The sequence below is a fragment of the Alsobacter sp. genome (assembly GCF_059501845.1).
This window is the reverse complement of the sequence record NZ_JCACDK010000018.1, coordinates 1,517,334-1,540,655: the sequence shown is the minus strand read 5'-3', so window position 1 is coordinate 1,540,655 and position 23,322 is coordinate 1,517,334. Positions and strand designations below refer to the sequence as shown.

Genomic DNA, 23,322 nt, shown 5'->3' with positions numbered 1-23,322 from the left:
TCCAGATGAAACGCGGAACGAGGCAAAAAGAAGCAGCGCGTCGGGCAACGTTGCGCCGGCGGCTCAAGAGTCGTTGAGGGATGCGCAAGGGACCGCCGCAGCCGGGCCAACATAAGGCATTCAGTTCACGAACCCGTGATCAAGCTCCCGTTTACCAGAGCCGGCGCGCGACAGGCCGCCGCTGAAACCCCTCCGGGTACAGGCCGTTGTCTGCCGCTGAAACAGTTTCGAGGAGAACGGAATGAAGCTCTTGATCGCCGGTGCCGCTGCCGCCCTGTCCGTCCTGGTCATGTCCGCGCCCGCCGGCGCCATGCCGGCCGCACCGCAGGGGGTGCAAGCGCCCTCGCTCCTCCAGGAAGCTGCCTGCGTGGTGCGCCGGGAGCGCGTGGTCAGGCCGAACGGACGCGTCGTCTACCGTACGGTCCGCCGCTGCGGCGTGGGCGCGGGCTACCACCAGGGGCCGCGCTATGGCTACGGCAACCCCTGCCGGATCGTTCGCGAGCGGGTCGTCCGCCCGAACGGCAACGTCGTCGTGCGCGAAGTGCGCCGCTGCCGCTGAGCCGGCGCGGGCCGGGGATGATCTCCCCGGCCCTTTTCACGCTGCCTTGTCGCGGACCTGGTAGTCCTTCACGTCGGTGAACTGAATGGCGGGCCAGCGCTCCTCGTCGTAGCGAAGCTGGAAGGCGCTGGGCGACAGGAAGACAGGCGAGCCGTCGAGGTCCGCCGCCATCGACGAGTTGTTGCCGGTCACGAACTTGTCGAGCTCGACCCGATTGTCGCTGTCGACCCAGCGGCAGATTGCGAACCGGGTCTGCTCATAGTCGATGGGAAGGCCGTATTCGGCCGCGAGACGCACCTTCAGCACGTCAAGCTGCAGCGCGCCGACCACGCCGACGATGGCGCCGGAGCCGTCATAGGGCACGAAGAGCTGGACGACGCCCTCCTCACCCATCTGCTGCAGTGCCTCGCGCAGCTTCTTGGCCTTCATGGCGTCGTTCAGCTTGATGCGGCGCAGGATCTCCGGCGCGAAGCTCGGCACGCCCCGAAAGACGAGGTCCTCGCCTTCCGTCAGCGTGTCCCCGATGCGCAGCGTGCCGTGGTTGGGAATGCCGACCACGTCCCCGGCCCAGGCCTCGTCGGCGATGGCGCGGTTGCGGGCGAAGAAGAACTGCGGCGCCGCAAGGCTGATGGGCTTGCCGGTGCGCACCAGCTTGGCCTTCATGCCGCGCGTCAGCTTACCCGAGCAGACACGGATGAAGGCAATGCGGTCGCGGTGGTTGGGATCCATGTTCGCCTGGATCTTGAACACGAACCCCGTCATGCGCGGCTCCTGCGCCTCGACCAGCCTGATGTCGGCCTGCTGGCCGCGCGGCGGCGGGGCGTGGGCCGCGAGCGCGTCGATGAGGTCGCGCACGCCGAAATTGCGCAGCGCGCTGCCGAAGAAGACGGGGGAGAGGTGCCCTTCCAGGAAGTACTGCTCCTCGAACGGCCGTACCGCATCCTGCGCCAGCATCACCTCGTCGAGCCAGGCTGCGCGCTCGTGCTCCGGCAGCAGGCCGAGCACGGCGTCGTCGTCCGGGCCGGAGGCCTGCAGGGGCTCCTCGTCGTGGTCGAGGCGGCGCACGACGTTGGTCTTCAGGTCATAGGTGCCTGCGAAGCTCCTGCCGCGCCCGATCGGCCACGTGATCGGCGCGGTGTCGAGGGCCAGGGTCTTCTCGATCTCGTCGAGCAGCTCGAAGGGATCGCGGCTCTCGCGGTCCATCTTGTTGATGAAGGTGACGATGGGGATGTCGCGCAGCCGGCAGACCTCGAACAGCTTGCGCGTGCGCGCCTCGATGCCTTTCGCCGCGTCGATCACCATCACCGCCGAGTCCACCGCGGTCAGCGTGCGGTACGTGTCTTCCGAAAAGTCCTCGTGGCCTGGCGTGTCCAGGAGGTTGAAGACGCAATCGCCGTACTCGAACGTCATCACCGAGGTGACGACCGAGATGCCGCGCTCGCGCTCGATGCCCATCCAGTCGGAGCGGGTCTGGACGCCGTTGCGCTTGGCCTTGACCTCGCCGGCGAGCTGGATGGCGCCGCCGAACAGCAGCAGCTTTTCGGTCAGCGTCGTCTTGCCCGCGTCCGGGTGCGAGATGATGGCGAAGGTGCGCCGCCTGGCGACAGGGGCGGTCGGGTCGGTCATGGCCGTCGGAAATCCCGCGAGAGCAAGGGCCGGCATGCGAGCCGGCAGGCCGGACGTAGCGATTCAGGAGCCCGCGATCAAGTTCGGGACCTCCCTGACGGACGCGCAGTGCCGGCCGCGCTTTACATTCGGAGCCATGCACCCCACTCTCTGTTCATCGGCAACGAACGAAAGGAGGTGATCCAGTGAAAGTCACAGTTTGTCACGGGACTTCACGGGCGGTCATTTCCGTAAGGAAATTAGCGCGGTAAGCCCGCGACAATCACGGGTTCCCCCGCCTTTTCACCGTCGGTTGCGCCCGATCAGCGCCCGGAAAACAGGTACTGTGGTGCGTATCGAGAGAGGCGGAAAAGACCAGCCGCCGCGCAGGCATCCCTGCGCGGCGGTGTCGTTTCGGAAGGGCTACTTACCCTTCTTTTCGTCCTGCGAGAGGACGGACGCGGCCAGCTTCTTCGCCTCGGTCTTGGTCGGCGCTTTGCCACCCAGAACTTTTCCGGCGATGCTGGATACGCTTGATGACGACTGTTTTTTAGCCATCTAAGAAATTCCCAGTTTGTCCGATGGACGGACGATGAGGTGTGAACTAATACAGGCCGTGGGAGGGAGGCCGAATGGCCTCCGCCCACGGCAAGGCTATCTTGTGGCGGCTTGCCACATGGGATGCTCCTTTCTACCTACTCGAAGACATTGGGCCCCGGCGCGTCACCGCCGGGGTTCTTCGTTTCCGCTGGAGGCGGCCCGAAGAACCAGATGAGCTTGTCGCGGTGGGCGTGGCCCTCTTTGGACAAGCGGTAGAGAGTCATGCCGACCGTTTTATCGTGGACGACCTGACCGTGCTCCGTTTCAAGGTGTTCGCGGATGGCAGACGCTTTCGTCCCGGCAGCGCCTGCTGCCTGCAGATAAGCGATGGCAACCTCGCGGATGGTGGGTTTCTTGCCGGGAGGCGGCGGAACTACCGTAGCTGCCTGCGCTTGCGGTTCCGCAACGGCGGACTGAGAAGATGCTTCCACTACGGCTGCTGCATGATCTCGGGCTACAAGCCGCTCGTGCACAACCGTTGAGTGAACCGTCCTCGGTACTGTATGTTCGATGGCCACGTTCGCGCCGCGCTGCAAGCCGCGCTGGACGGCCAGCATGCGCTCGTACTCGTCACGTTCATCCTCGGGAAATTCCACCTCCACCCCGAAGACGCGCGCAGCCGCTTTGCAGTCGGCAAGCTGCCGGTCAAGGGTTCGCAAGGTCGCCATGATCTCAGCGCGCCGCTTCAGCAGCGAGGTACGCTCGGCGACGATGGCGTCGCGCTTCTTGATGATCTTCGCCTTGGCAGCCTGGCTGATGTCGTCCACGACTCGACTCCTTCGCCGTCGTACATGACACAACAGCAAGAGTCCTACAAGTCTGTAGTAGTCAGTCTTTTGACGCTTCTCCACTGTAGGATGTAGGCACCCTGCTTTGCAAGATTGCGCTCCGCCCGCCGCTTGTCTTCAGGTGACTTTGCATCCCTTTCGCGGGCGCGGAAGATGAGCGGCAGCTTCTCCCGAAGTGGCATCTGGTGCTCGGGTTCGGCTTGGCGGGATTTCAGAAAGATGACCAAGCAGCCATGGTGCCATCACGAAGTCAGATCAACTCTATCTGCGTCGGTGTTGGGGAAGGCGCGCTCTGGACGAACATGTCGCCCTGCCTCTGCGCCTGCTCGATGCGGTGGCAGGCGATCTCGAAGTAGCGCGGGTCGCGCTCGCAGCGCGACGGCGGCATTGCGCAGTAATTGCCACCTCAGCGGCCGGGATGACAGACCTCAGGCTGCCCCCTTGAAACCCGCCGAACCCCTCCCCACCTCCGCTCTGTCCCGGATCCGGGCCCCTCTGGCAGGCAACAGCCTGCGATGTCGGATCCTTCACCTGCCGCGCCGCGGCATCTGGAGGTCCGATGCTTTCCTCTCCCGCACTCCACGCTGAAACCGGTCCGCTCGAGCGGCACCGGGCCTCGGCGTGTGCCGCCGCGGGCGCGGGCGCATCGGCAACCTCCGGTTACCTCCGGGAGGACCTGATGACTCACCTTGCCCCTAGCCTGTCCACGACGGCCGCCATCGACTGGGCCGAACTCGACACGCGCACCGGCCTTACCGCCCGGCGCAACGTGCTGTTCGGCCTGTGGGCGGCCAGGCGGATGGGATTGCGCGCCGAGCAGCACGAGGCCTTCGCGTGGAGCGTGCACTTCGCCGATCTCAGCGAGCCCGGTCATGACGACGTGGTCAGCTTCGTCTCACGGGCTCTGGAGAAGGCGGGGATCGCGGTCCCGGAGCGGCACCTGCGCTCGCAGTTGCGCGAGATGGAATTGCGCGCCGCGCTCGACCTCGACGCGACGGGGCCGCGCTTCCGCCGCCGGCGCGGGGGCCGGGCATGACGGGCGTGGCCGCGGGACGCAGAGAGAGCCTCGCGCCGACCTGGTGCATCGACGAGGATACCCGCCATGCGGTCCTCGCCCGCCGCAACGCGCTGCTCGGCCTGTGGGCCGGGCGGCTCATGGGCCTCGCGGGCCCGGAGCTCGAGCGCTACGCCGGGCAGGTGCACGAGGCGGATTTCCTCGTGCAGGGTGACAGCGACGTCGTCCTCAAGGTGACGGCGGACCTGCACCTCGCGGGCCTTCCGGTGCCGCCCACTGCGGTCCGGAAGCGGCTGCAGGAATGTCACAAGCAGGCCTGGGTGCAGGCCTCGGCGACGGATTAGCCCGTCATTGGACCTGCGAAAGCTTCCGGTAAGCCTGCCGCCGCAAAATGACGGGGCGAGGCGGACCTTTTGCCCGCATGCGTCGTTGTCAAGGCGCCGCTTGATTTCCGGCGGCGATGACTTACGCAGGGCTGAGATGAAACAGGATCGCGCCATCAAACCGCAGTCCGACGTGCCAGCTCCGCTGGACGCGTGCCCGGTGCAGTTTGGCGCCCTCCCCGTGCGACGCACGAAGGACGGGTCTCGTATCCTCCTCGTGACCTCGCGCGAGACCGGCCGCTGGATCATCCCGAAAGGGTGGCCCATGGCGGGCAAGAAGCCGCATGAGGCAGCAGCCCAGGAAGCTCTCGAGGAAGCCGGGGTCAAAGGTTCGGTTCAGAAGAAGCCGCTCGGCGAGTTTCCGGCATTCAAGCGCTTCGACGAGCATTTCGTGCTGTGCACGATCCGGGTTTTCCTCCTCGAGGTGCAGGAACAGCGCAAGACCTGGAAGGAACAGCACCAGCGCAAGCGTGCCTGGTTCACGCCCGCCCAGGCCGCGGCACTGGTCGACGAGCCCGGCCTCGCCGCGCTGATCGAGCAGTTGCCGGAGAAGACGTGAGCGCGCAGGTCCAGCCCGCAGCCGGCCTTAGTCTCCGGCCCTACCGCGCGGCCGACCGTCCGGCCTGCGAGCGCATCTATGTCGAGGCACGGCGCAAGGCTTTCTGGTGGTGCGACCCCGCACGGTTCGTCGCGCAGGATTTCGCGCTGGATTCTTCGGGCGAATCGATGACGATCGCCTCGGTGGATGGTTGCGTCGCGGGCTTCTCCTCGCTCTGGCTGCCCGACCACTTCATCCACCTGCTGTTTGTCGAGCCGTCGCTGCACCGGCGCGGCATCGGCTCGGCGCTGCTCGGGCACGCCATGCGCCGGCTGTCGCCCTGGGCGTGGCTCAAGTGCCAGGCCCAGAACGAGACCGCGCTGGCCTTCTATCGAAGCCAGGGGTGGGTCGTCGGGGGCGGCGGCACCAACGAGATCGGGCCATGGGTCGCCGTCTCATGGAATCTGGCCAACCGCGACCGGCGGCGCCGGTAGCCATTCCGGCCGTCGGCGGAGCCCAGGCTTCCCGCACCACCACCACCCGTGCCATTGTCCCCGCCGTGCCCATTCGGATTCGTCTTTTTACCGTTCTTTTCGCCGCCTTCGTCGCGGCCGCCTGCCTGACCGGCGGGTTTGCGCTCGCCCAGGCTCCGGCCGAGGCGCCGGCCCGGCCGCCGATGCGCATCATCATCGAAGTGCCGGACGACGCGGCCGGACGCGCCTTCGTCAACGACAGCGTGATCCCGAAGCTGACGCCGGGTGCGGCGTCTTCCGCCCCTGCCGCTGCCCCCGGTCCGGCCGAACCGCAGCCCGCCAATGCCCCGCCGCAGCGCGCCGAGGCTTCGACGGGCGACCTGCCGATGATGATGTCAAGCCACCTGCAGCAGGTGCGCGCCCGCGCCGAGGAGCTGGTACGGACGGCCCCCATGGTGCCCGGCGCCATCGCCGACGGCTGGCGCACCGTGCGGGCCATGGAGAGCTCGGTCGACCTGGTCTGGCTTGTGGCGGCGGTGCTCCTCTTCGCCGGCGGCGGCATGGCGGCACAGCGCATCGCGTGGTGGTCGGCGCGGCCGCTGCTGGCCAAGGTCCTGGATTCGCCCGGCGACACTGTATCCCAGCGGCTGAACACGCAGGCGCTGCGCATCGGTTTCGCCATCTACGTGCTGACCGCCTTCCTCATCGGCAGCCTCGGTGCCTTCCTGCTGTTCCCGTGGCCGCCGCTGTTTCGTGACCTCGCGCTGGTCGGCCTCGCCGCCGTCCTGATGACGCGACTGGCCGTTTCACTGGGGCGGATCACTCTCGCTCCGGGGGCGCGGCACCTTTATTTCAGGCTCGTTCCCGTCTCGACGCCGCTCGCCTGGTTCTGGCACAGGCGTCTCCTCGTCACCGTCTGGGTGTTCGCCACAGGGTGGGCGCTGGTCTCCATCCTGCGCATCGTCGGGATCCCACCCGCGGCGCGCGACGTCGTGGCGGCACTCGCCCTGGCAGCGCTCGCGATCACGCTGATCACCGTGATCTGGCAGCGCCATGCACTCACGGACGAACCGCCGACGAGCAGGCTCGGCACCGTTTTGCTGACGCTCGCGATCATCGTCGGCTGGCTCTTTGCGGCACTGCGCATGGACGCTCTGTTCTGGACGCTGGCGGTGGCCGTCACCGCGCCGCTGGTGGCGCGCCTTGGCGGAAGTATCATCGCCACGGTGGCAGGCCGCGCCGATGCCGAAGAGCGCGGCGACACGCGGCTCATCACCTGGGTCGTCGTGGCCGAGCGGTCGTTCCGCAGCCTCGTGGTGATCGCCAGCGCCTTCATCCTCGCGCGTGCCTGGGGGATCGACATCGGCGAGATCGCGATGGGCGAGACGGCGCTGACTCGCACCATGCGGGCGATGCTGCGCATCCTGATCGTCCTCTTGGTGGCCGACCTGATCTGGCGGCTCACCCGGGCCCTCATCGACGGGTCGCTCGCGGGCCCGGTCACCAGCACCCACATCGACGACAGCCCGGAAGGCCGCAAGCGCCAGCGGCTGCACACGCTGCTGCCGATCCTGCGCAATTTCATGCTGGTAATCATCATGTCGGTGATGGTGCTGATGGTGCTCGACGCGCTCGGCATCCAGATCGGCCCGCTTCTGGCCGGCGCCGGCGTCATCGGCATCGCCGTCGGCTTCGGCGCGCAGACGCTGGTGAAGGACATCATCTCCGGCATCTTCTACCTGCTCGACGATGCCTTCCGCGTCGGCGAGTACATCGAGACCAAGAGCTACAAGGGCACGGTGGAGAGCTTTTCGCTGCGCTCGGTGAAGCTGCGCCACCATCGCGGGCCGCTGACGACGGTTCCCTTCGGCGAACTGGGCGCCGTGCAGAACCTCAGCCGCGACTGGGTCATCGACAAGGTGACGATCGGCGTCACCTACGACACGGACCTCGACCTCGTGAAGAGGATCATCAAGGACGTCGGTAAGCAGCTCGCGGCGGACCCGGAATTCGCGCCCAGCATCCTCGAGCCGCTGAAAATGCAGGGCGTCGAGCAGATGGGCGACTTCGCCATCCAGATCCGGCTGAAGATGATGACCAAGCCGGGGGAGCAGTTCGTGATCCGGCGCCGTGCCTACGCGCTGATCAAGAAGGCGTTCGAGGCAAACGGCATCAAGTTCGCCTTCCCGACCGTGACCGTCTCCGGCGGAGCGGGCGGGGACAGCATGACTGCCGCGGCACAGCGGGGCTTCGAGCTGACCCATCCCGCTCCCGCACCGCAGGGCAGTCCCGCCGAGTGACGCCTCCTGATCAGGCAATGCGGAGCAACATCGGTCCCGGGAAAGCGGCGGCTACGGCGCGGTGCCCAGCCGGTTCACGGCCCCGAGGGCGTTGCCGTAGAGCTTCTCGGCATCTGCACGGAAGGCGGAGCGGGCAGCATCCCGCATGTAGAACATGTGCCCGCCGCGATAGACCGACAGATCGAGCCGGCCGTCGAAGGCAGGCAGCTGGTTGAGGATCAGCCGGTTCTCGAAATAGGGCGTGACGAGGTCGTAGCCGCCGTGCACGACGAGCACGTGCAGCGCCTTGTCAAGGGCCAGCGCCTCGCGCAGGTCACCGACCGCTTCCGGTGCCGTGCGCCTGCCGCCCCACTGCCAGGATGCGCCAACCTCCTCGCTCAGGAGTTTGTAGGGCCGGTCGATGCGCCATCCGAGCCGGCGGTAGAGGTCCGTCATGGCGCTCGAGAGAGGCGCCTCGCTGCCGTCGAGCACAGGGTCCTCCGGCCGCGACACGGCTGCGGACGGGTTGGGGTCCGGCCCGACGACGGTGGCGTCGTAGAGGCTGCCGACCTCGCGGGTCTCGCGTCCCCGCTCGCGGACGAAGGTGGCGGAATCCACGCGCCCGGAGAGCCGCTTGACCAGCGCGATGTCGAGCCCGGTGAACCCCGACACCCTTGCTGCCATGCGCTCGACCGCCTGACCGTCGTTCACGCCGCGCAGCAGGTCGGTCATGAATTCCCCGGCCGCGTAATCCTCGACGTCCTTCGTGTCACGGGGATCGATCACGTCGGTGCCCGCGGGGGTGTTATCCCGGGCCGCCGCCGTCATCGAGGGCAGCTCCGTCACCCAGCGCATCGGCGAGTGCCGGTCCTGGAAGCGCCAGCCGAAGTCGAGCACCGGCGAGACGAGCACGAGGCCGGCGACACCGACGCCCTGCCCGGCCTGGAGCTGCCGTACGATCTTCGGTCCGCGGAAGCCGCCATAGCTCTCGCCGACGACGAACTTGGGCGAGTCCTGCCGGTCGTTGCGCTCGATCCATTTGCGGATGACGGTGGCGAGCGACTGGATGTCCCCGTCGACCGAGAAGAAGCGGCGACGCGAATCCTCCCCCCGTCCGCCGCCCCATGAGTATCCCGTGCCGACGGGGTCGATGAAGACGAGATCGGTGAAGTCCAGCCAGGTCTGCGGGTTGGGAACCGTCATCGCCGAGGCGGACGGCGCGATGTGCGAGAGCGGCAGGCGCCAAGGGCCGATCGCGCCGATGTTGAGGTAGGCCGACGCCGCCCCGGGTCCTCCGTTCAACAGGAAGGTGACGGGCCGCGGGCGCCCGTTCTCGGCCGGGCGCGTGAACGCCATCGTCGCGACCTCCGCAATCAGGGGGCCTCCCTCGCCATCGTAGAGCGGCACGGCGCCGAGCGTCGCGGTGAACTCCAGCCGGCGGTCGCCGAGGTCGAGCGTGTGCTGCGTGACCGACGGGGCCGGAAGGCGCATCGCCTGCTCGCGGCCACCCTCCCCGCCTGCTTCCTTGTCGCCGCCGTTCGGGCGGTTCTCGCCGGCCCTGGCCTGCTCATGCGGGTTCGGCTGCTGGGCGGCGAGAGGCACCGCGCCGAGGAGCAGGAGAGCGAGCGCCGCGGCGGCACTGCGGGCAAACGGGATCGGCATGGTCGCTCCGGCGGGGCTGTTTCAATCGGACGTGGCACCATGGTGGGGGTGCATCATGGCGAACACATGCCTGCAGGCGTGCGACGGTTCCGCGCGCGCCCGCCCTTCAGTTAAGGCTCCGCAGGTGGCTCCGCATCCTCGTACCGGCTGGAGGGATCGCGGTCGTGCTCGTAGCGGTGCGCCAGGGGAAACCGCGGCAGCCAGGCTTCGCGCCGGACCGTCCAGCTCTCATAGGTCGGCATCAGCTGGTCGGGAGCGTCGAGAGAGCCGAGACTGATCTCGATTTCGTCGTCGCTGCGGGCGAACACAGAAGAGCCGCAGCGCGGGCAGAAGTGACGTCCGCCGTATGACTGCGTCTCGCCCGTCACGCTCACGGCCTGCTCGGGGTAGATGGCGGAAGCTTGGAAGAGAGCGCCGTGAAACTTGCGGCAATCCAGGCAGTGGCACAGGCCGACGCGGTAGGGCTTCCCCGCCGCCTCGTATCGCACGCCGCCGCACAGGCAGCCGCCCGTCAATTGCTCCATCGGTCACCTCCCCAGGGTCCACATGGCGGGCCAGCACGGCCCGGCCTGGAACCTTGGTCAAATCCGCTCCGGCAGCCTAGTGTTCCGCTATGTCTCAAGGTTCATCCATGCCCGGCGGCCGCGAGCCGCCATCCGCTGCCCGCATCGCCGCTGCTCGTGCCGCGATCGACCCCGTCTTCCTCGGCTCGCCGCTCGTCCAGCACTCGACGCTGGACGATTTGCTGGAATGCCGGCTGCAGCTGAAGGTCGAGACGCTGAATCCGATCCGCTCCTTCAAGGGGCGGGGAGCGTCGTGGTACGTCGCCGGGCGCCAGGACACGGGTCCCCTGGTGACGGCGTCGGCGGGAAATTTCGGGCAGGGCGTCGCCTGGGCGGCACGGGCCCGCGGCATCCGCCTCACCGTGTTCGCGGCCACCACGGCCAACCCGCTGAAGCTCGAGGCCATGCGCCGGCTGGGCGCGGAAGTGAAACTCTCGGGTGCCGATTTCGATGCCGCCAAGGCGGCTGCCGTCGCCTTCGCCGCTGCCGGCGGCGGGACGCTTGTGGTGGATGGCGACGAGCCGGCCGTGGCCGAAGGCGCCGGGACGATCGCGGCCGAGCTCACCGGGGCCGGCGCGCGGCCGGACGTGGTCCTCGTCCCGCTCGGGAACGGCGCGCTCGCGACCGGTGTCGGCGCCTGGATGAAGGCCGAGAGCCCGGTGACGCGCGTCGTCGGGGTCGTCGCCAAGGCAGCACCCTGCATGAAGACGTCGTTCGACACCGGAATCCCCGTCGAGACACGGACGGCCGGCACCATCGCCGACGGCATCGCCGTACGTGTTCCGGTACCCTATGCGCTGGAAACCATGCGCGGCACCGTGGACGAGGTGGTGGAGGTGTCCGACGAGGACATCCTCGCCGCCATGAGGCTCTGCCACGAGCGGCTGGGCCTCGTGGTGGAGCCCGCCGGCGCGGCGGGGCTCGCGGCCCTCATCGCCCGGCCGACGGTCTATGCGGGGCAGCAGGTCGCGACGATCCTGTGCGGAGGCAACCTCACCCCCGCCCAGATCAGGACCTGGCTGCTGCCGGAGGCATCGCGATGAGCGCCGTCGAGGATCCCGTCGACCTCCTGACGGCGCTCGTCGCCACCGAATCCGTGAACCCCGATCTCGTGCCGGGTGCCGTCGGCGAGGCGGCCATCGCCGCCTTCTGCGCCGAGTGGCTGAAGCGGCACGGCTTCGAGGTGACCTGGATCGAGGATGTGCCGGGCCGCCCTTCCGTCGTGGGCGTGGCCAAGGGCACCGGCGGCGGCCGCTCGCTGATGTTCAACGGCCACATCGATACCGTGACCTTGGCTGGCTATGACGGCGACCCGCTCGACCCCGTCATCGCCGACGGCCGGCTGTACGGGCGCGGCAGTTTCGACATGAAGGGCGGGGTCGCAGCCATGATGGTTGCGGCGGCGCGCGCCGCCCGGGCCGGCCTGCGCGGCGACGTGCTCGTCGCCTGCGTCGCCGACGAGGAGCATGCCAGCTTCGGGACGGAGCAGGTGGCAGCCCGTTTTCGGGCCGACGCGGCCATCGTTACCGAGCCCAGCCATCTCAAGCTCACCATCGCCCATCGCGGCTTCGCCTGGTTCGAGGTCGCGGTCATCGGCCGCGCCGCGCACGGCTCGCTGCCGGAGGCAGGCATCGACGCCATCGCCAGGGCCGGGCACGTGCTCGTCGCCATCGAGGCTCTCGACCGCCGGCTGCGTTCGGCCGAGACGCACCCTCTCCTGCGCTGGGGCTCGGTGCACGCCTCGACGATCCGCGGCGGGCAGGAGATGTCGAGCTATCCGGCCGAGTGCGTCATCGGCCTGGAGCGCCGCACCCTGCCTGGCGAAACGCCCGCGGCGATGGAAGCCGAGATGCGGGCGCTGCTCGAGGACATCGCCTCCCGGGTGCCGGACTTCCGCTACGAGCTGCGCCCCGGCCTGCACCGGCCCGCCTTCGAGACGCCGGCCGATGCGGCCATCGTCAGGGGCGTCTCCGCCGCAGGTGCCGCCGTGATGGGATCCGCGCCCGCGCTTCGCGGCGAACCGTTCTGGACGGACTGCGCAATTTTGGCCGAGGCGGGCATTCCCTGCGTGATGTTCGGAGCCCATGGGGCGGGCGCGCACGCCGCGACGGAGTGGACCGACATCGCCTCCGTTCGGACGCTCGCCGGAATCCTGGAGCGCACCGCAGTCGAATTCTGCGGCTGAAGAGCGCAATCGTGGCAGCACAGCGGAACGGGTGAGGCGTTTTCGCGTTCACCTCGCCGAACACGAAGTTCGGTATGGGACGCAGCCATGAAGGGCGGATGGTGGGTACTCGCAGGCATCGTGGCCGGGCTCGGATGGCTCGGCCTCATCGCTTTCGGCGCCTGATCCCTTCCGGCGCATCCCCGATCGGGATCGACCGCCATGAGCGCAATCAAGGTCGCGCTGGCAGGGCTTGCCGCCCTCGCCGGCCCGATGATCTACGTCGCTGACCCCGTGCGGCCCGAAAGGCAGCCGCCGGTGTCGGAGCCCGTCAGGCTGGCCCAGGCGCAAGTGCGTCCGGCCGCGGTCCATGAGGTTCGCCCGGGCATTCGGGTCATCCTCGCCTCGCCCTTCGACGCGCCGGGCACGCGGCAGGAAGCCGCTCCCGTGTCGCCGGCGCTCGGCGTGCCGGAGGTGCTCTATGCGCAGGAGACCCAGCCGGTCCAGCAAGCCGGGCTGACGGCCACGGTTCAGACTGTCACGAACGATGAGCCGATCGTCTCCAAGTCCCGCCGGGTCACGCGGGTATCGGCCCGGCCGCAACGGAAGCGGGAGCCGCGCGGTCTTTTTGCCGCGCCGTTCTTCGCCTGGCTGAGGTGATGCAGGACTGCATCACTCGTCAAGTTAACGTAATGTTCGCCACGCATTGATCCAATTTGGTGGATTATCGGAACTTCGCGCCGCAAGGCGCCGTTCAAGCCCTGCGTAAGTGACGGAGCCCCGCCTGATGCCCTTCTCCCCCGACCGCCGCCTCTTCATCCTGGGGCTGCCTCTCGCTCTCGCCGGATGCGTGAGCGCGGGCCCGCCGCCCTACGTGATGGCGGAGCCGGGGCCTGGCATGGACCCGTTCGGCAACGACACCTATGCGGAGCTCGACAACGAGCCCTTCCCCGTTCCGGCCGTCGACGTCAGCCGGATCGACCCGGTCTTCCTGCGCCAGGTCGTCGCCTATGACGGTTCGGAGGCACCCGGAACAGTCGTCGTCGACCCCGCCGAGCGCTTTCTTTACCACGTCGGAGAGAACGGCCAGGCCGTCCGCTATGGTGTCGGGGTAGGCCGCGAGGGCTTCGGCTGGCAGGGCAACGCCACCATCCGCCGCAAGGCGGTGTGGCCGACCTGGACGCCGCCCAAGGAGATGATCCTGCGCCAGCCGGAGCTTCGGCAGTACGCCAACGGCATGCCGGGCGGCCTCGAAAACCCGCTCGGCGCACGCGCGCTCTACCTCTACCAGGGTGACCGGGACACGCTGTACCGCATTCACGGCACCAACGAGCCCGAGACCATCGGAACGCAGGTTTCTTCCGGCTGCATCCGCATGATCAACCAGGACGTCATCGACCTGCACCGCCGCGTACCGACCGGAACAAAGGTGGTGGTGCGCGGCATGGGCGTGGTCTGACGCGGGGCGTTGCAAGCCATCGTCCAAATCCGCCAAGCCTGTCCCCGATAACGCTCCCCCTGTCATCCCCGGCCGGAGCGCCGAAGGCGCGAAGGGGAAGGGGAGCCAGGGGCAGGATGTGAGCCCTTCTGCCCCTTGGGATTCAGGCTAGGAACAGGCCTGGATCCCCTTCCCGGCCCTGCGGGCCGCCGGGGATGACAAGGGGCGGCTCTACCGTTCACCGAGCCGAGACCACTCAGCCTGTCATCCCCGGCCGGAGCGCCGAAGGCGCGGAGGGGAAGGGGATCCAGGGGCCGGGTGTGAGCCCTTCTGCCCTCGAGCATCCGGGCGCAACACAGGCCTGGTTCCCCTTCCCGGCCCTGCGGGCCGCCGGGGACGACACACACACTTCGCGCTCAGCCCAGCGAGGACGCCAGCAGGAAGCCTGAACCGCCGCCGAGGCCGGGGCCGGGGTGGGTGGCGGCCCCGATGTGGTGCAGGCCGGCAACGTAGGTGGCGTGGTTCACCGAGCCCTTGAAGGGCCGCCAGAGGAAGAACTGGTCGATGCCGCAGAAGCCGCCATAGGGGTCGCCGCCGACGAGGTTGACGTTCATCGCCTCGAGGTCGGCGGGGGAATAGGCCCGCCGCGCGACGACGCTGTCGCGGAAGCCCTCGATGTGCTGCGCCAGAATGGCTTCTACCCGGTCGGCGTAGCGCTCGCGGATGGCCTCGGTCCAGGCACCGTCGGGAGGCGTGGCGATCTCGCCGGCGGCGTCGCCCTTGATATGGCGCGGCGCCTCGGGCAGCTGCAGCCAGAGCACCGCGCCGCCCTCCGGCGCACGGCTGGGGTCGAGTGCGGTGGGCTGGCCGACACAGATCGTCGGCTCGGCCGGGAGCATGCCGCGCTCCGCCTCGTTGGCGGCGCGCGAGACGCCGTCGAGGCCGGGCGTCAGGTGCAGCAGCGCGACCTTGCCGAGCTCGTCTCCGCCCTTCCAGCGCGGCGGGGCCGAGAGGGCGTAGTGGACCTGCATGTTGCCCTTGCCGTAGCGGAAGCGCTTCATTCCGTCCCGCACTGGCGCCGGCGGCGGTGTGGGCCAGTCGCGCAGCAGGCGGCCATAGAGCTGCTGCGGGGTGACCGAGCAAATCACGCCGCTGCGCGCGGTGACTGTCTCTCCGCCGGCCAGGCGTACTCCGGCGGCCCGGCCACCCGGGCCGGGGATGACGGCGTCGACCTCCGCGCCGGTGCGGATCGCGCCGCCATGGTCACGGATCAATCGGTCGAAGCCGTCGAGCAGTCTCTGCGCGCCGCCCTGCACGATGGGGCAGCCCGCGGCCTCGATGGCGAAGGCGATGACGCGGGCCATGGCGCCGGAATAGGCGCTCTCAGGGCCGAGCCCCGTGTGCAGCACCCATGGAGCCCAAAGCGCGCGGGAGAGATCGGATCCGTAGGAGGTCTCCAGCACCGCCCTGGCGCTCGTCAGGGCCTCACCGAACCAGGCAGCGAGCCCGCGCGGGCCGCGCTTCCACATCTCGCGCGCCATCGTCTTCAGCGTCGCAGCCGACCAGAGCTGGCCGCCGAGCAGCGCGAAGAGGAAGGGCGCGTCGGCGCCGAGGGCGTCCATCTGGGCCGCGAACGAGGCGCCATCGCCCTTCGTGAGCGCCTCCAGCGCAGCGACGTTCCGCGACCGGTCCTTCGTGAAGACCAGGTGCGATCCGTCCGGGCGCAGCACGCCCGTCGGCCTGTCGGCATGCGCGAAGGCGACGCCCCGCGCCTCCAGGTCCTTGCCGACGGCGCCATAGGCCGGCGACAGCAGGAAGAGCACGAAGGTCGTCGCCATGACGTCGTGGATATAACCCGGCGCCGTGCATTCCTCCGTGCGGATGCAGCCGCCGATCCGGTCGTTGCGCTCCAGCACCAGGACCTTGCGGCCCTTCTTGCCCAGCATTGCTGCCGCGACGAGCGCATTGATGCCGCTGCCGACGATGACGTAGTCGTGCTCGCTCATGCCGTGGCCCCGGCCCGGATCATCGCTCAGGAAAAAGGGAGGAGCCGCGGCGCTGCTCCCCCGTTGTGGTGGCTCAGGCTGGAGCGAGCGCCAGCGCCCGCACCGGCGAGCCCGTGCCGTTGACGAACTTCAGCGGCGCCGCGATCAGCACGGCGCCCTTGGGCGGCAGCTGATCGAGCTGGCACAGGCTGGCGAGGCCGTACTTGTTGGCCTTGTGCATCAGGTTGTGGGCGGGGAAGGGAGGGTTCATGCCGCCGGCCGAGCCTGCATCGGTCCCGACCGTTTCCGATCCCCAGCCGATGATGCCCTTCGACAGCAAGTACTCGATTGCCTCGGCCGTCGGGCCCGGCGAGTGCGGGCCGTTCGCGTCGGCGTTGAGGAAGCTCTCGGACGAGCCGTTGCGCTTGTACCAGTCCGTCCGCAGCAGCACCCAGCTTCCCGCCTCGATGGCGCCGTGCTGGCCTTCCCACTCCTTGATGCTCTCCACGGTGAGCAGGTAGTCAGGGTCGGCGGCGGTCTCCTTCGAGCGGTCGATCACATTGACTGGCGCCACGAAGTTCTGCGGCGGGATGCGGTCCGTCGTGCCGTCGGCGTAGTCCTTGCCGGTGATCCAGTGCACGGGCGCGTCGAAATGCGTGCCGGTGTGCTCGCCCAGCTCGAGCCAGTTCCAGGCCCAGTACGGCCCGTCCTGGTCGTAGTGGGAGATGGTGTGCACCTTTACGGGGGGCGTGTTCTTGCCGATCTGCGGCGGCAGGTAGATCACGGGTGTCTCCGGCCCGAGCGGCGCGGAAAGGTCCACCACCTTGACGGCGCCCGACAGGAGCGCCGAGCCGAGGCCGGCAAGCACGTTCGCAGAACTCATCGAAATCGTCCCCCTGGATCGCGGCGCCTACGGGCCGGTCGGCCGGGCGCCTTGCGGCGCGCGATCCTAAGCAAGCGCGGCGGCGCTGGGAACCGCTTTCGCGTGGCGCACGCGCTGGCGGGATTGCGCCGGAGGCCTGGCCTGTGCCACCCCTCGGCGCGAAGCTAGCTGCGGGGGCGGGGCATGGACTACGACGCGGTTGTCATCGGCGCTGGGCACAATGGTCTCGCGGCGGCGGTGCATCTCGCCACCAGAGGCTGGTCGGTGTGCGTCGTCGAGCGCAACGACGAGCCGGGTGGCGCGGTGAAGACGCGCGAGCTGACGCTGCCGGGCTTCCGCCACGACGTCGCGGCCATGAACCTGTCGATGTTCGCGGGGTCTCCCTTCTTCGCCGCGCACAAGGACCTGCTGCTCTCGCACGGCCTCGGTTTCGTGCCCGCCTCGCATTGTTTCGCCAGCGTCTTTCGTGACGGCACGCATCTCGGCGTCGGCACCGACCTCGAGGAGACGGCGTCGGCCATCGCCGCGCTCTCTCCCACGGACGCCGCGGCCTGGGGGGCAATGGTCGCCTCCTTCGGCGAGGATGCGCCGCACATCTTCGCCCTGCTCGGCTCCCCCATGCCGTCGCGGGCGGCGGCGGGCGTGGTGTGGAAGGCGTGGCGGCAGAAGGGGGCTGCCTGGGTCTACGATACCTTGCGCCTGCTGCTGGCGTCGCCGCGGGACTTCCTCGACGCGCGCTTCGCGAATGACAAGGTCAAGGCAATGATGGGGGCGTGGGGCCTGCATCTCGACTTCGCGCCGGACGTCGCTGGCGGCGCGCTGTTCCCCTACCTCGAATCCATGGCCAACCAGTGCTTCGGCATGGTCATCGGCCAGGGCGGGGCGGACACCATCGTCAAGGCGATGACCGGCGCGCTGAAGGCGAAGGGCGGCGAGATCCTGCTGGGCTCGCCGGTCGAGCGCATCGAGACGAAGGGCGGCGCGGCCTCGGCGGTGCGGCTTGTGGACGGGCGCACCATCGGTGCCCGGCGCGCCGTGATCTCCAACGCCCATCCGCAGCTCGTCTTCGGCAAGCTCCTGCCGGCGGATCCCGCCCGCGAGACGTTCGACCGCAAGGTCGCCGGGTTTCGGGCAGGGCCCGGCACGATGATGATCCACCTCGCCATGGACTCGCTTCCGGACTGGACGGCGGGCGAAGCGCTGAAGCGCTACGCGTACGTCCATGTTGCGCCCGACTTCGCGATGATGTCGCGGGTGTATGCCGAGGCCGCGGACGGGCTCCTGCCCGCCGAACCCGTGCTGGTCGTCGGCCAGCCCACCGCCGTCGACCCCTCCCGCGCGCCGGAGGGCAAACACGTGCTCTGGGTGCAGGTGCGGGTACTGCCGGCCGCGATCAAAGGCGATGCCTCGGGCGCCATCTCCGCTCCGGACTGGGACGGCGCGAAGGAGGCCTATGCCGATCGCGTGGTCGACCTCCTCGACCGCTATGCTCCGGGCGTGAAGGGCAAGATCCTTGGCCGCTGCGTCTTCTCCCCGCTCGACCTCGAGCGGGAGAACCCCAACCTCATCGGCGGCGACAATCTTTCCGGCAGCCACCATCTCGACCAGAACTTCCTGTTCCGGCCGGTCGCGGGCTGGTCGCGCTACCGGACGCCGGTCAAGTCGCTGTATCTGTGCGGCGCGCCGACCTGGCCGGGAGCCGGGACAGGCGCCGGGTCGGGCTTCATGCTGGCGAAGATGCTGGCCGGGTGAGCTCCGCCGCGATCTCGGCGACTGCGCGGAAGACAATGTCGGGAGCCGCAGCCTCGAGCGCGTCCAACCGCGTGTAGCCCCAGCCGACCGCGCCGAACCGCATGCCGCAGGCGCGCGCCGCCTCCAGATCCCGCAACTCGTCGCCAATGCAGAGCACGGCCTGCGGCGGCACGCCGGCCTGCTTTGTGACTGTGCGGAATTTCGCCGCCTTGCCGAAGGTGGAACTGCCGCAGGAGAAGATCGCGATCCGCGAGGCCGAGGGACCCAGCGTGCGGCGGACATTCTCCTCCGAGTTGGACGTTACGATCGCGAGCGTCAGGCCCGAGCCGGATAGCTCGTCCAGCATGTCCGCCACGCCAGGGAAGAGCCGGATCCGCTCCGCGTCACGCGCCGCCAGCCCGCGCATATGGCGTGCGACGAGCGGCAGCTTCCAGAACGGGATGCCGAGATGCGCGATGATCTGCCGGGCACTGCGCCCGCGCAGCATGTCGACCTGGTCGCCGCGCACGCGCCTGAAGCGATAGCGGTCCGCCACACCGTTCAGGACGTCGAGGAACCACGGAAAGCTGTCAGCCAGCGTTCCATCGAAGTCGAGGATGACGAGGCGGATGGGGGACATGGCGAACCGGATCACGGAGCCCGTGTGATGCCCCGTCCGCCCAGCACGGGCAACCCGGAGGGCAACCTTGTCCGCCACCGGCCCAGCCCTTGTCATCCCCGGCCGGAGCCGCGCAGCGGCGGAGGGGAAGGGGATCCCGTGCAGGGGCAAGAGGCCCGGCCCGGCAGGCGCCTTGGAGGAAAAGACCTGGATCCCCTTCCCGCGCCTGCGGCGCGCCGGGGATGACAGAGGGGGCCTTCAGTTCGTCAGTTCGCGGATGATCAGCGCAGCGCCTGACGCGAAGAGGAGGATCAGCACGACGATCCTGAACTGGGCCACGCTGGCGCGCTTGAAGAGGGCGGCGCCGATGAGGGTGCCGACGATGACGCCGGGCGTCGAGATCGTCAGGTCGCGGACCAGCACGGCGCGGTCGACATAGGGCAGCAGCAGCGGGATGCCGGCGAGCTGCATGGCGACGAAATAGGGCGCGTAGACGCCGCGCTGCTCGGCGATGGTCCAGTCCTTGAGCGAGATCCAGATGGTGGTGAGCGCGCCCGAGAACCCCGCGAGGCTGCCGAGCACGCCACCAGTGAAGCCCGCGAGGGCGTCGGCCCAGACGGGGCCCCAGCGCAGCGGCCTGGGATGGCCCAGCGCCACCACCGCCAGCGGGTAACCGATGAGGAAGACGCCCAGCCCCAGCCGCAGAGGGCCCACGGGCGTGCGGGTGACGAGGTAAAGCCCGATCGGCAGACCGACGAGGCCGCCCGCGACGAAGGGCGCGAGCTTGCGCCACTGCGTCTGGATGCCCAGCCGCGCGATGCTGATCATCTGCGAGACGAAGGACAGGGCGAGCACCAGCGCGGTCGCGTCGACCGGCCGGTGCACCTGCATCAGGAAGCCGCTCGCCACCAGCGCAAAGGCGAAGCCGGCCAGCCCGGAGACGAGCGCCGCCAGCGCCGTGACGCCGGCGACGAGAAGGTCGGCGTGCGTCACATCGCGCGCAGGGTGCGGTCGAGGACGTCGACCATTCGGTCGATGTGGGCGGTCTCCATGACGAAGGGCGGCGCGATGACGGCCGAGTCGCCGGTCGTCTTCACATGCAGGCCGTTGTCGTAGAGCTTCTTCTGCAGGACGTGCCCGGCTTTGCCGGGCGTGCCCATCGGCGCCACGTCGACACCGCCCATCAGGCCGTAGCCGCGGATGTCGGTAACCGCCGGGATGCCCTTCAGCGAGAACAGACCCTCGAGGAAGTAGGCCGACATCTGGGCGCCGCGCTCGAACAGGCGCTCCTTCTCGTAGATGTCGAGGGTGGCGATGCAGGCAGCGCAGGCGGCGGGATGCGCCGACCAGGTGTAGCCGTGGAAGAACTCGATCGTGTCCTGCGGCGCCTTCTCCATCATCAGGTCGTAGATTGAGGTCTTGGCGGCCACGGCGGCCATGGGCTGCGCGCCGTTGGTGATGGCTTTGGCCATGGTCATGATGTCCGGCGTCACGCCAAAGCTCTGCGCGGCGAAGGAGCGTCCGGTGCGGCCGAAGCCGGTGATGACCTCGTCGAAGACAAGCAGGATACTGTGCTTGTCGCAGATCTCGCGCAGCCGCTTCAAGTAACCCTTCGGCGGCACGAGCGTGCCCGTGGATCCGGCGATGGGCTCGACGAAGACGGCGGCGATGGTGTCGGCGCCATAGGTCTGGATGATGCGGGTCAGGTCGTCGGCGAGGTCGGCGCCGTGCTCGCCCTCGCCGGGCACGAAGCGGTTCTCGGGGATGTGGGTGTGGCGCATGTGGACGGCGCTCGGCAGGCCCATGCCGAACCAGCGGCGATTGTTGACCATGCCCGACAGCGCCACGCCGCCGAAATTGACGCCGTGATAGGCCCGCTCGCGCGAGACGAAGAGTGTGCGCTGCCCCTCGCCGCGGACGCGGTGATAGGCGAGAGCCAGCTTCATGGCGGTGTCGACCGCCTCCGAGCCGGAGTTGACGAAGAAGATGCGGTCCAGCCCGGCCGGGGTCAGCTGCGCCACGCGCTCGGCCGCCTCGAAGGCCTTGGGATGCGAGCGCTGGAAGCTGGAGGAGAAGTCGAGTTCCAGAAGCTGCTTGTGCACCGCCTCTGCGATCTCGCGGCGGGCATGGCCGGCGGGCGTGGTGAACAGGCCGGACGAGCCGTCCAGCACCTCGCGGCCCTCGGGCGTGTAGTAGAACACGCCCTCGGCGCGGGCGAACATCTTCGGGTCGGCCTTGAAATCCCGGTTCGGCGTGAACGGGATCCAGAACGCATCGCCCCCCTCGCCCATGCCAGTGGACTGGACCATCGACCGCCTCCGTCAGACAAAAGTTTCGGCGGCGGCGCGGATCGCGCCACCTTCACGCTGGCGGATGGTGCCAGTTGCGGGCATTCTTGCTTAGGTCCAGTCCAAGGGCTTCGCATGGAACACCCCGCCGAAATCGAGGACAGCACTTCTCATGCCGACCCGCCGGGCCGAGGCCCGGGCGACGAGGCCGTCATGTGGCGGGCGCTGTTCCGCGACTTCGGACAGTCGGACCGTCCCCTGCAGCAGCAGATCCGCCAGACCGTCGTCGCCGCCATCGAGGCTGGACGCCTGCAGGCCGGCGCGCGCATGCCCTCAAGCCGCCGGCTCGCGGACGTGCTGGACATCGCCCGCAACACGGCCGTCCTCGCCTATGCCCAGCTGGTCGAGGAAGGGTTCCTGGTGGCCCGGGAGCGCTCCGGCTACTACGTGGCCACCGCGGGCCGGCGCACCTCGCCGTCCCGAGGGGGCGTCACAGGCGGGCGATTCCGTCTGGCAGGCGAGGCTGGCGCGCCACCCCGCGGCAGAGCGCAACATCGTCAAGCCCCGCGACTGGCTGCGCTACCCCTACCCCTTCATCTACGGACAGTTCGACCCGACGCTGTTTCCCACCAATGACTGGCGCGAATGCGCGCGCTCGGCCCTGTCGGTGACCGAAATCCACAACTGGGCCCGCGACCTCGTCGACGGGGACGATTCCGAACTCGTCGACCAGCTGCGCCTGCATGTCCTGCCCCGGCGCGGCATCTGGGTGTCGCCCGACGAGATCATCATCACCATCGGCGCGCAGCAGGCGCTGTTCATGCTGGCCGACCTCCTGGTCACGCCGGAGACGCGGGTGGGCATCGAGGATCCCGGCTATCCCGACGCGCGCAACATCTTCGGGCTGCGCACGCGGCGGGTCGTGCCGCTCCCGGTGGACGATGGCGGGCTGGTTTGCGGCGAGGCGCTCGCCGGCGTCGACCTCGTGATGGTGACCGCCGCTTCCCATTGCCCGACGACCGCGCCGATGGGCACGCAGCGCAGGGAGGAACTGCTGCGGCAGGCCGAGGCGCGGGACATCCTGATCGTCGAGGACGACTACGAGGGCGACCTCGTCTCCGAGGCGGGCGGGCTGCAGTCCCTCAAGGCGGCGGACCGTGGAGGGCGGGTGCTCTACATCGGCTCCCTGTCGAAGTCGCTGGCGCCGGGACTGCGGCTCGGCTACGTCGTCGCCCCGGCTCCGGTGGTGCGGGAACTGCGCGCGCTGCGGCGGCTGATGCTGCGTCACCCCCCTCTCAACAACCAGCGGGCCGCGGCGCTTTTCCTGTCCCTCGGGCATTACAGGGCGCATCTGCGGCGCATCGCCGTGGGGCTCGGCCGGCGCGCCGACGTGCTGACCGCCGCACTGGCGAGGCATTTGCCGGATCATCGCGGGCACGGCGTTTCGGGAGGGTCGAGCTTGTGGGTGCAGGGCCCGACCTCCCTCGACGCCGGGCGGCTCGCCCGGGCCGCAGCCGGAAGGGGCGTGCTGATCGAGCCCGGCGAGATCTTCTTTGCCGGGCCGGATGCGCCGCGGAATTTCTATCGCCTGGGCTTTGGCTCAATTCCGGCCGAACGGATCGAGCCGGGCATCGCCGCGCTCGCGCAGGCTGCGAGGGAGGCCTGAGTGTCTGGCACCATCGCTGGCGCGCGGCCTGGAACCAGCCTGGCCCCACGACATGGCGGGACGCTCCAGCTAGCTTGAGCGCC

23 protein-coding genes are annotated in these 23,322 nt (G+C 69.0%); 13 read left to right on the top strand and 10 right to left on the bottom strand.

Annotated elements, in window-relative coordinates; genetic code table 11:
* Nucleotides 1–241 precede the first annotated feature (241 nt).
* Nucleotides 242–559, top strand: coding sequence for a hypothetical protein (locus tag AC5JCN_RS22165; protein WP_495757257.1), 318 nt, complete (start codon nt 242–244; stop codon nt 557–559).
* Nucleotides 560–595: 36 nt separating this feature from the next.
* Here the strand turns inward: AC5JCN_RS22165 and AC5JCN_RS22160 are convergent, their stop codons facing one another.
* From AC5JCN_RS22160 to AC5JCN_RS22150, 3 genes are all read right to left on the bottom strand, one after another.
* Entirely contained in the window at nt 596–2,185 is a 1,590-nt protein-coding gene (locus tag AC5JCN_RS22160) for a peptide chain release factor 3 (RefSeq protein ID WP_495757256.1), read from the bottom strand.
* Nucleotides 2,186–2,587: 402 nt separating this feature from the next.
* The gene (locus AC5JCN_RS22155) at nt 2,588–2,722 is read right to left on the bottom strand and encodes a hypothetical protein (RefSeq protein ID WP_495757255.1); all 135 of its coding nucleotides are present in this window, start codon (nt 2,720–2,722) and stop codon (nt 2,588–2,590) included.
* Between the two features lie 137 nt (nt 2,723–2,859).
* Nucleotides 2,860–3,531 carry a hypothetical protein gene (locus AC5JCN_RS22150; RefSeq protein ID WP_495757254.1) on the bottom strand — a complete coding sequence of 224 codons (672 nt, stop codon included), beginning with the start codon at nt 3,529–3,531 and terminating at the stop codon, nt 2,860–2,862.
* A gap of 700 nt (nt 3,532–4,231) precedes the next feature.
* On the opposite strand from AC5JCN_RS22150, the gene AC5JCN_RS22145 reads away from it, so the two are divergent.
* The 5 genes from AC5JCN_RS22145 to AC5JCN_RS22125 all read left to right on the top strand — a co-directional run bounded on the left by AC5JCN_RS22145 (nt 4,232) and on the right by AC5JCN_RS22125 (nt 8,261).
* The gene (locus AC5JCN_RS22145) at nt 4,232–4,588 is read left to right on the top strand and encodes an ATPase inhibitor subunit zeta (protein ID WP_495757253.1); all 357 of its coding nucleotides are present in this window, start codon (nt 4,232–4,234) and stop codon (nt 4,586–4,588) included.
* Nucleotides 4,585–4,911 (top strand): DUF1476 domain-containing protein, encoded by a 327-nt coding sequence (locus tag AC5JCN_RS22140; protein ID WP_495757252.1) that lies wholly within the window; start codon nt 4,585–4,587, stop codon nt 4,909–4,911. The genes AC5JCN_RS22145 and AC5JCN_RS22140 overlap by 4 nt, the downstream gene beginning before the upstream one ends.
* Before the next feature lie 100 nt (nt 4,912–5,011).
* On the top strand, nt 5,012–5,509 hold the full coding sequence (locus tag AC5JCN_RS22135) for an NUDIX hydrolase (protein ID WP_495757251.1): 498 nt from the start codon (nt 5,012–5,014) through the stop codon (nt 5,507–5,509).
* Nucleotides 5,506–5,982, top strand: a complete 477-nt coding sequence (locus AC5JCN_RS22130) for a GNAT family N-acetyltransferase (RefSeq protein WP_495757250.1) — start codon at nt 5,506–5,508, stop codon at nt 5,980–5,982. Before AC5JCN_RS22135 ends, AC5JCN_RS22130 begins: the two co-directional genes overlap by 4 nt.
* A complete protein-coding gene (locus tag AC5JCN_RS22125; protein WP_495757249.1) occupies nt 5,931–8,261 on the top strand; it encodes a mechanosensitive ion channel family protein in 2,331 nt (776 codons plus the stop codon). The genes AC5JCN_RS22130 and AC5JCN_RS22125 overlap by 52 nt, the downstream gene beginning before the upstream one ends.
* 51 nt (nt 8,262–8,312) lie before the next feature.
* On the opposite strand, the gene AC5JCN_RS22120 is transcribed toward AC5JCN_RS22125, so the two are convergent.
* Nucleotides 8,313–9,902: a S10 family peptidase gene (locus AC5JCN_RS22120; protein WP_495757248.1), complete on the bottom strand. Its 1,590-nt coding sequence runs from the start codon at nt 9,900–9,902 to the stop codon at nt 8,313–8,315.
* Nucleotides 9,903–10,012: 110 nt separating this feature from the next.
* Nucleotides 10,013–10,426 carry a GFA family protein gene (locus AC5JCN_RS22115; protein WP_495757247.1) on the bottom strand — a complete coding sequence of 138 codons (414 nt, stop codon included), beginning with the start codon at nt 10,424–10,426 and terminating at the stop codon, nt 10,013–10,015.
* 107 nt (nt 10,427–10,533) lie between these two features.
* On the opposite strand from AC5JCN_RS22115, the gene AC5JCN_RS22110 reads away from it, so the two are divergent.
* From AC5JCN_RS22110 to AC5JCN_RS22095, 4 genes are all read left to right on the top strand, one after another.
* On the top strand, nt 10,534–11,508 hold the full coding sequence (locus AC5JCN_RS22110) for a threonine ammonia-lyase (RefSeq protein WP_495757246.1): 975 nt from the start codon (nt 10,534–10,536) through the stop codon (nt 11,506–11,508).
* A complete protein-coding gene (locus tag AC5JCN_RS22105) occupies nt 11,505–12,650 on the top strand; it encodes a M20/M25/M40 family metallo-hydrolase (RefSeq protein ID WP_495757245.1) in 1,146 nt (381 codons plus the stop codon). Before AC5JCN_RS22110 ends, AC5JCN_RS22105 begins: the two co-directional genes overlap by 4 nt.
* 201 nt (nt 12,651–12,851) lie before the next feature.
* Nucleotides 12,852–13,289, top strand: a complete 438-nt coding sequence (locus AC5JCN_RS22100; protein ID WP_495757244.1) for a hypothetical protein — start codon at nt 12,852–12,854, stop codon at nt 13,287–13,289.
* 127 nt (nt 13,290–13,416) lie between these two features.
* Nucleotides 13,417–14,088, top strand: coding sequence for a L,D-transpeptidase (locus AC5JCN_RS22095; protein ID WP_495757243.1), 672 nt, complete (start codon nt 13,417–13,419; stop codon nt 14,086–14,088).
* A gap of 395 nt (nt 14,089–14,483) precedes the next feature.
* Here AC5JCN_RS22095 and AC5JCN_RS22090 read toward each other — a convergent pair whose 3' ends face one another.
* A complete protein-coding gene (locus AC5JCN_RS22090) occupies nt 14,484–16,073 on the bottom strand; it encodes a phytoene desaturase family protein (RefSeq protein WP_495757242.1) in 1,590 nt (529 codons plus the stop codon).
* A gap of 73 nt (nt 16,074–16,146) precedes the next feature.
* Nucleotides 16,147–16,935 carry a cyclase family protein gene (locus AC5JCN_RS22085; RefSeq protein ID WP_495757241.1) on the bottom strand — a complete coding sequence of 263 codons (789 nt, stop codon included), beginning with the start codon at nt 16,933–16,935 and terminating at the stop codon, nt 16,147–16,149.
* A 183-nt stretch (nt 16,936–17,118) separates the two neighbouring features.
* On the opposite strand from AC5JCN_RS22085, the gene AC5JCN_RS22080 reads away from it, so the two are divergent.
* Nucleotides 17,119–18,687, top strand: a complete 1,569-nt coding sequence (locus AC5JCN_RS22080) for a phytoene desaturase family protein (protein WP_495757240.1) — start codon at nt 17,119–17,121, stop codon at nt 18,685–18,687.
* On the opposite strand, the gene AC5JCN_RS22075 is transcribed toward AC5JCN_RS22080, so the two are convergent.
* The 3 genes from AC5JCN_RS22075 to aptA form a co-directional block, all read right to left on the bottom strand.
* The gene (locus AC5JCN_RS22075; RefSeq protein WP_495757239.1) at nt 18,659–19,306 is read right to left on the bottom strand and encodes an HAD hydrolase-like protein; all 648 of its coding nucleotides are present in this window, start codon (nt 19,304–19,306) and stop codon (nt 18,659–18,661) included. The genes AC5JCN_RS22080 and AC5JCN_RS22075 overlap by 29 nt on opposite strands.
* Nucleotides 19,307–19,543: 237 nt before the next feature.
* Nucleotides 19,544–20,278: a sulfite exporter TauE/SafE family protein gene (locus AC5JCN_RS22070; protein WP_495757238.1), complete on the bottom strand. Its 735-nt coding sequence runs from the start codon at nt 20,276–20,278 to the stop codon at nt 19,544–19,546.
* The gene (gene aptA, locus AC5JCN_RS22065; RefSeq protein WP_495757237.1) at nt 20,275–21,594 is read right to left on the bottom strand and encodes an omega-aminotransferase AptA; all 1,320 of its coding nucleotides are present in this window, start codon (nt 21,592–21,594) and stop codon (nt 20,275–20,277) included. The genes AC5JCN_RS22070 and aptA overlap by 4 nt, the downstream gene beginning before the upstream one ends.
* 114 nt (nt 21,595–21,708) lie before the next feature.
* Here aptA and AC5JCN_RS22060 point away from each other — a divergent pair, with 114 nt between their 5' ends.
* Both AC5JCN_RS22060 and AC5JCN_RS22055 read left to right on the top strand, forming a co-directional pair.
* A complete protein-coding gene (locus tag AC5JCN_RS22060; protein ID WP_495757236.1) occupies nt 21,709–22,209 on the top strand; it encodes a GntR family transcriptional regulator in 501 nt (166 codons plus the stop codon).
* A gap of 31 nt (nt 22,210–22,240) precedes the next feature.
* The gene (locus AC5JCN_RS22055) at nt 22,241–23,239 is read left to right on the top strand and encodes an aminotransferase-like domain-containing protein (protein WP_495757235.1); all 999 of its coding nucleotides are present in this window, start codon (nt 22,241–22,243) and stop codon (nt 23,237–23,239) included.
* The last annotated feature ends 83 nt before the right edge of the window (nt 23,240–23,322 follow it).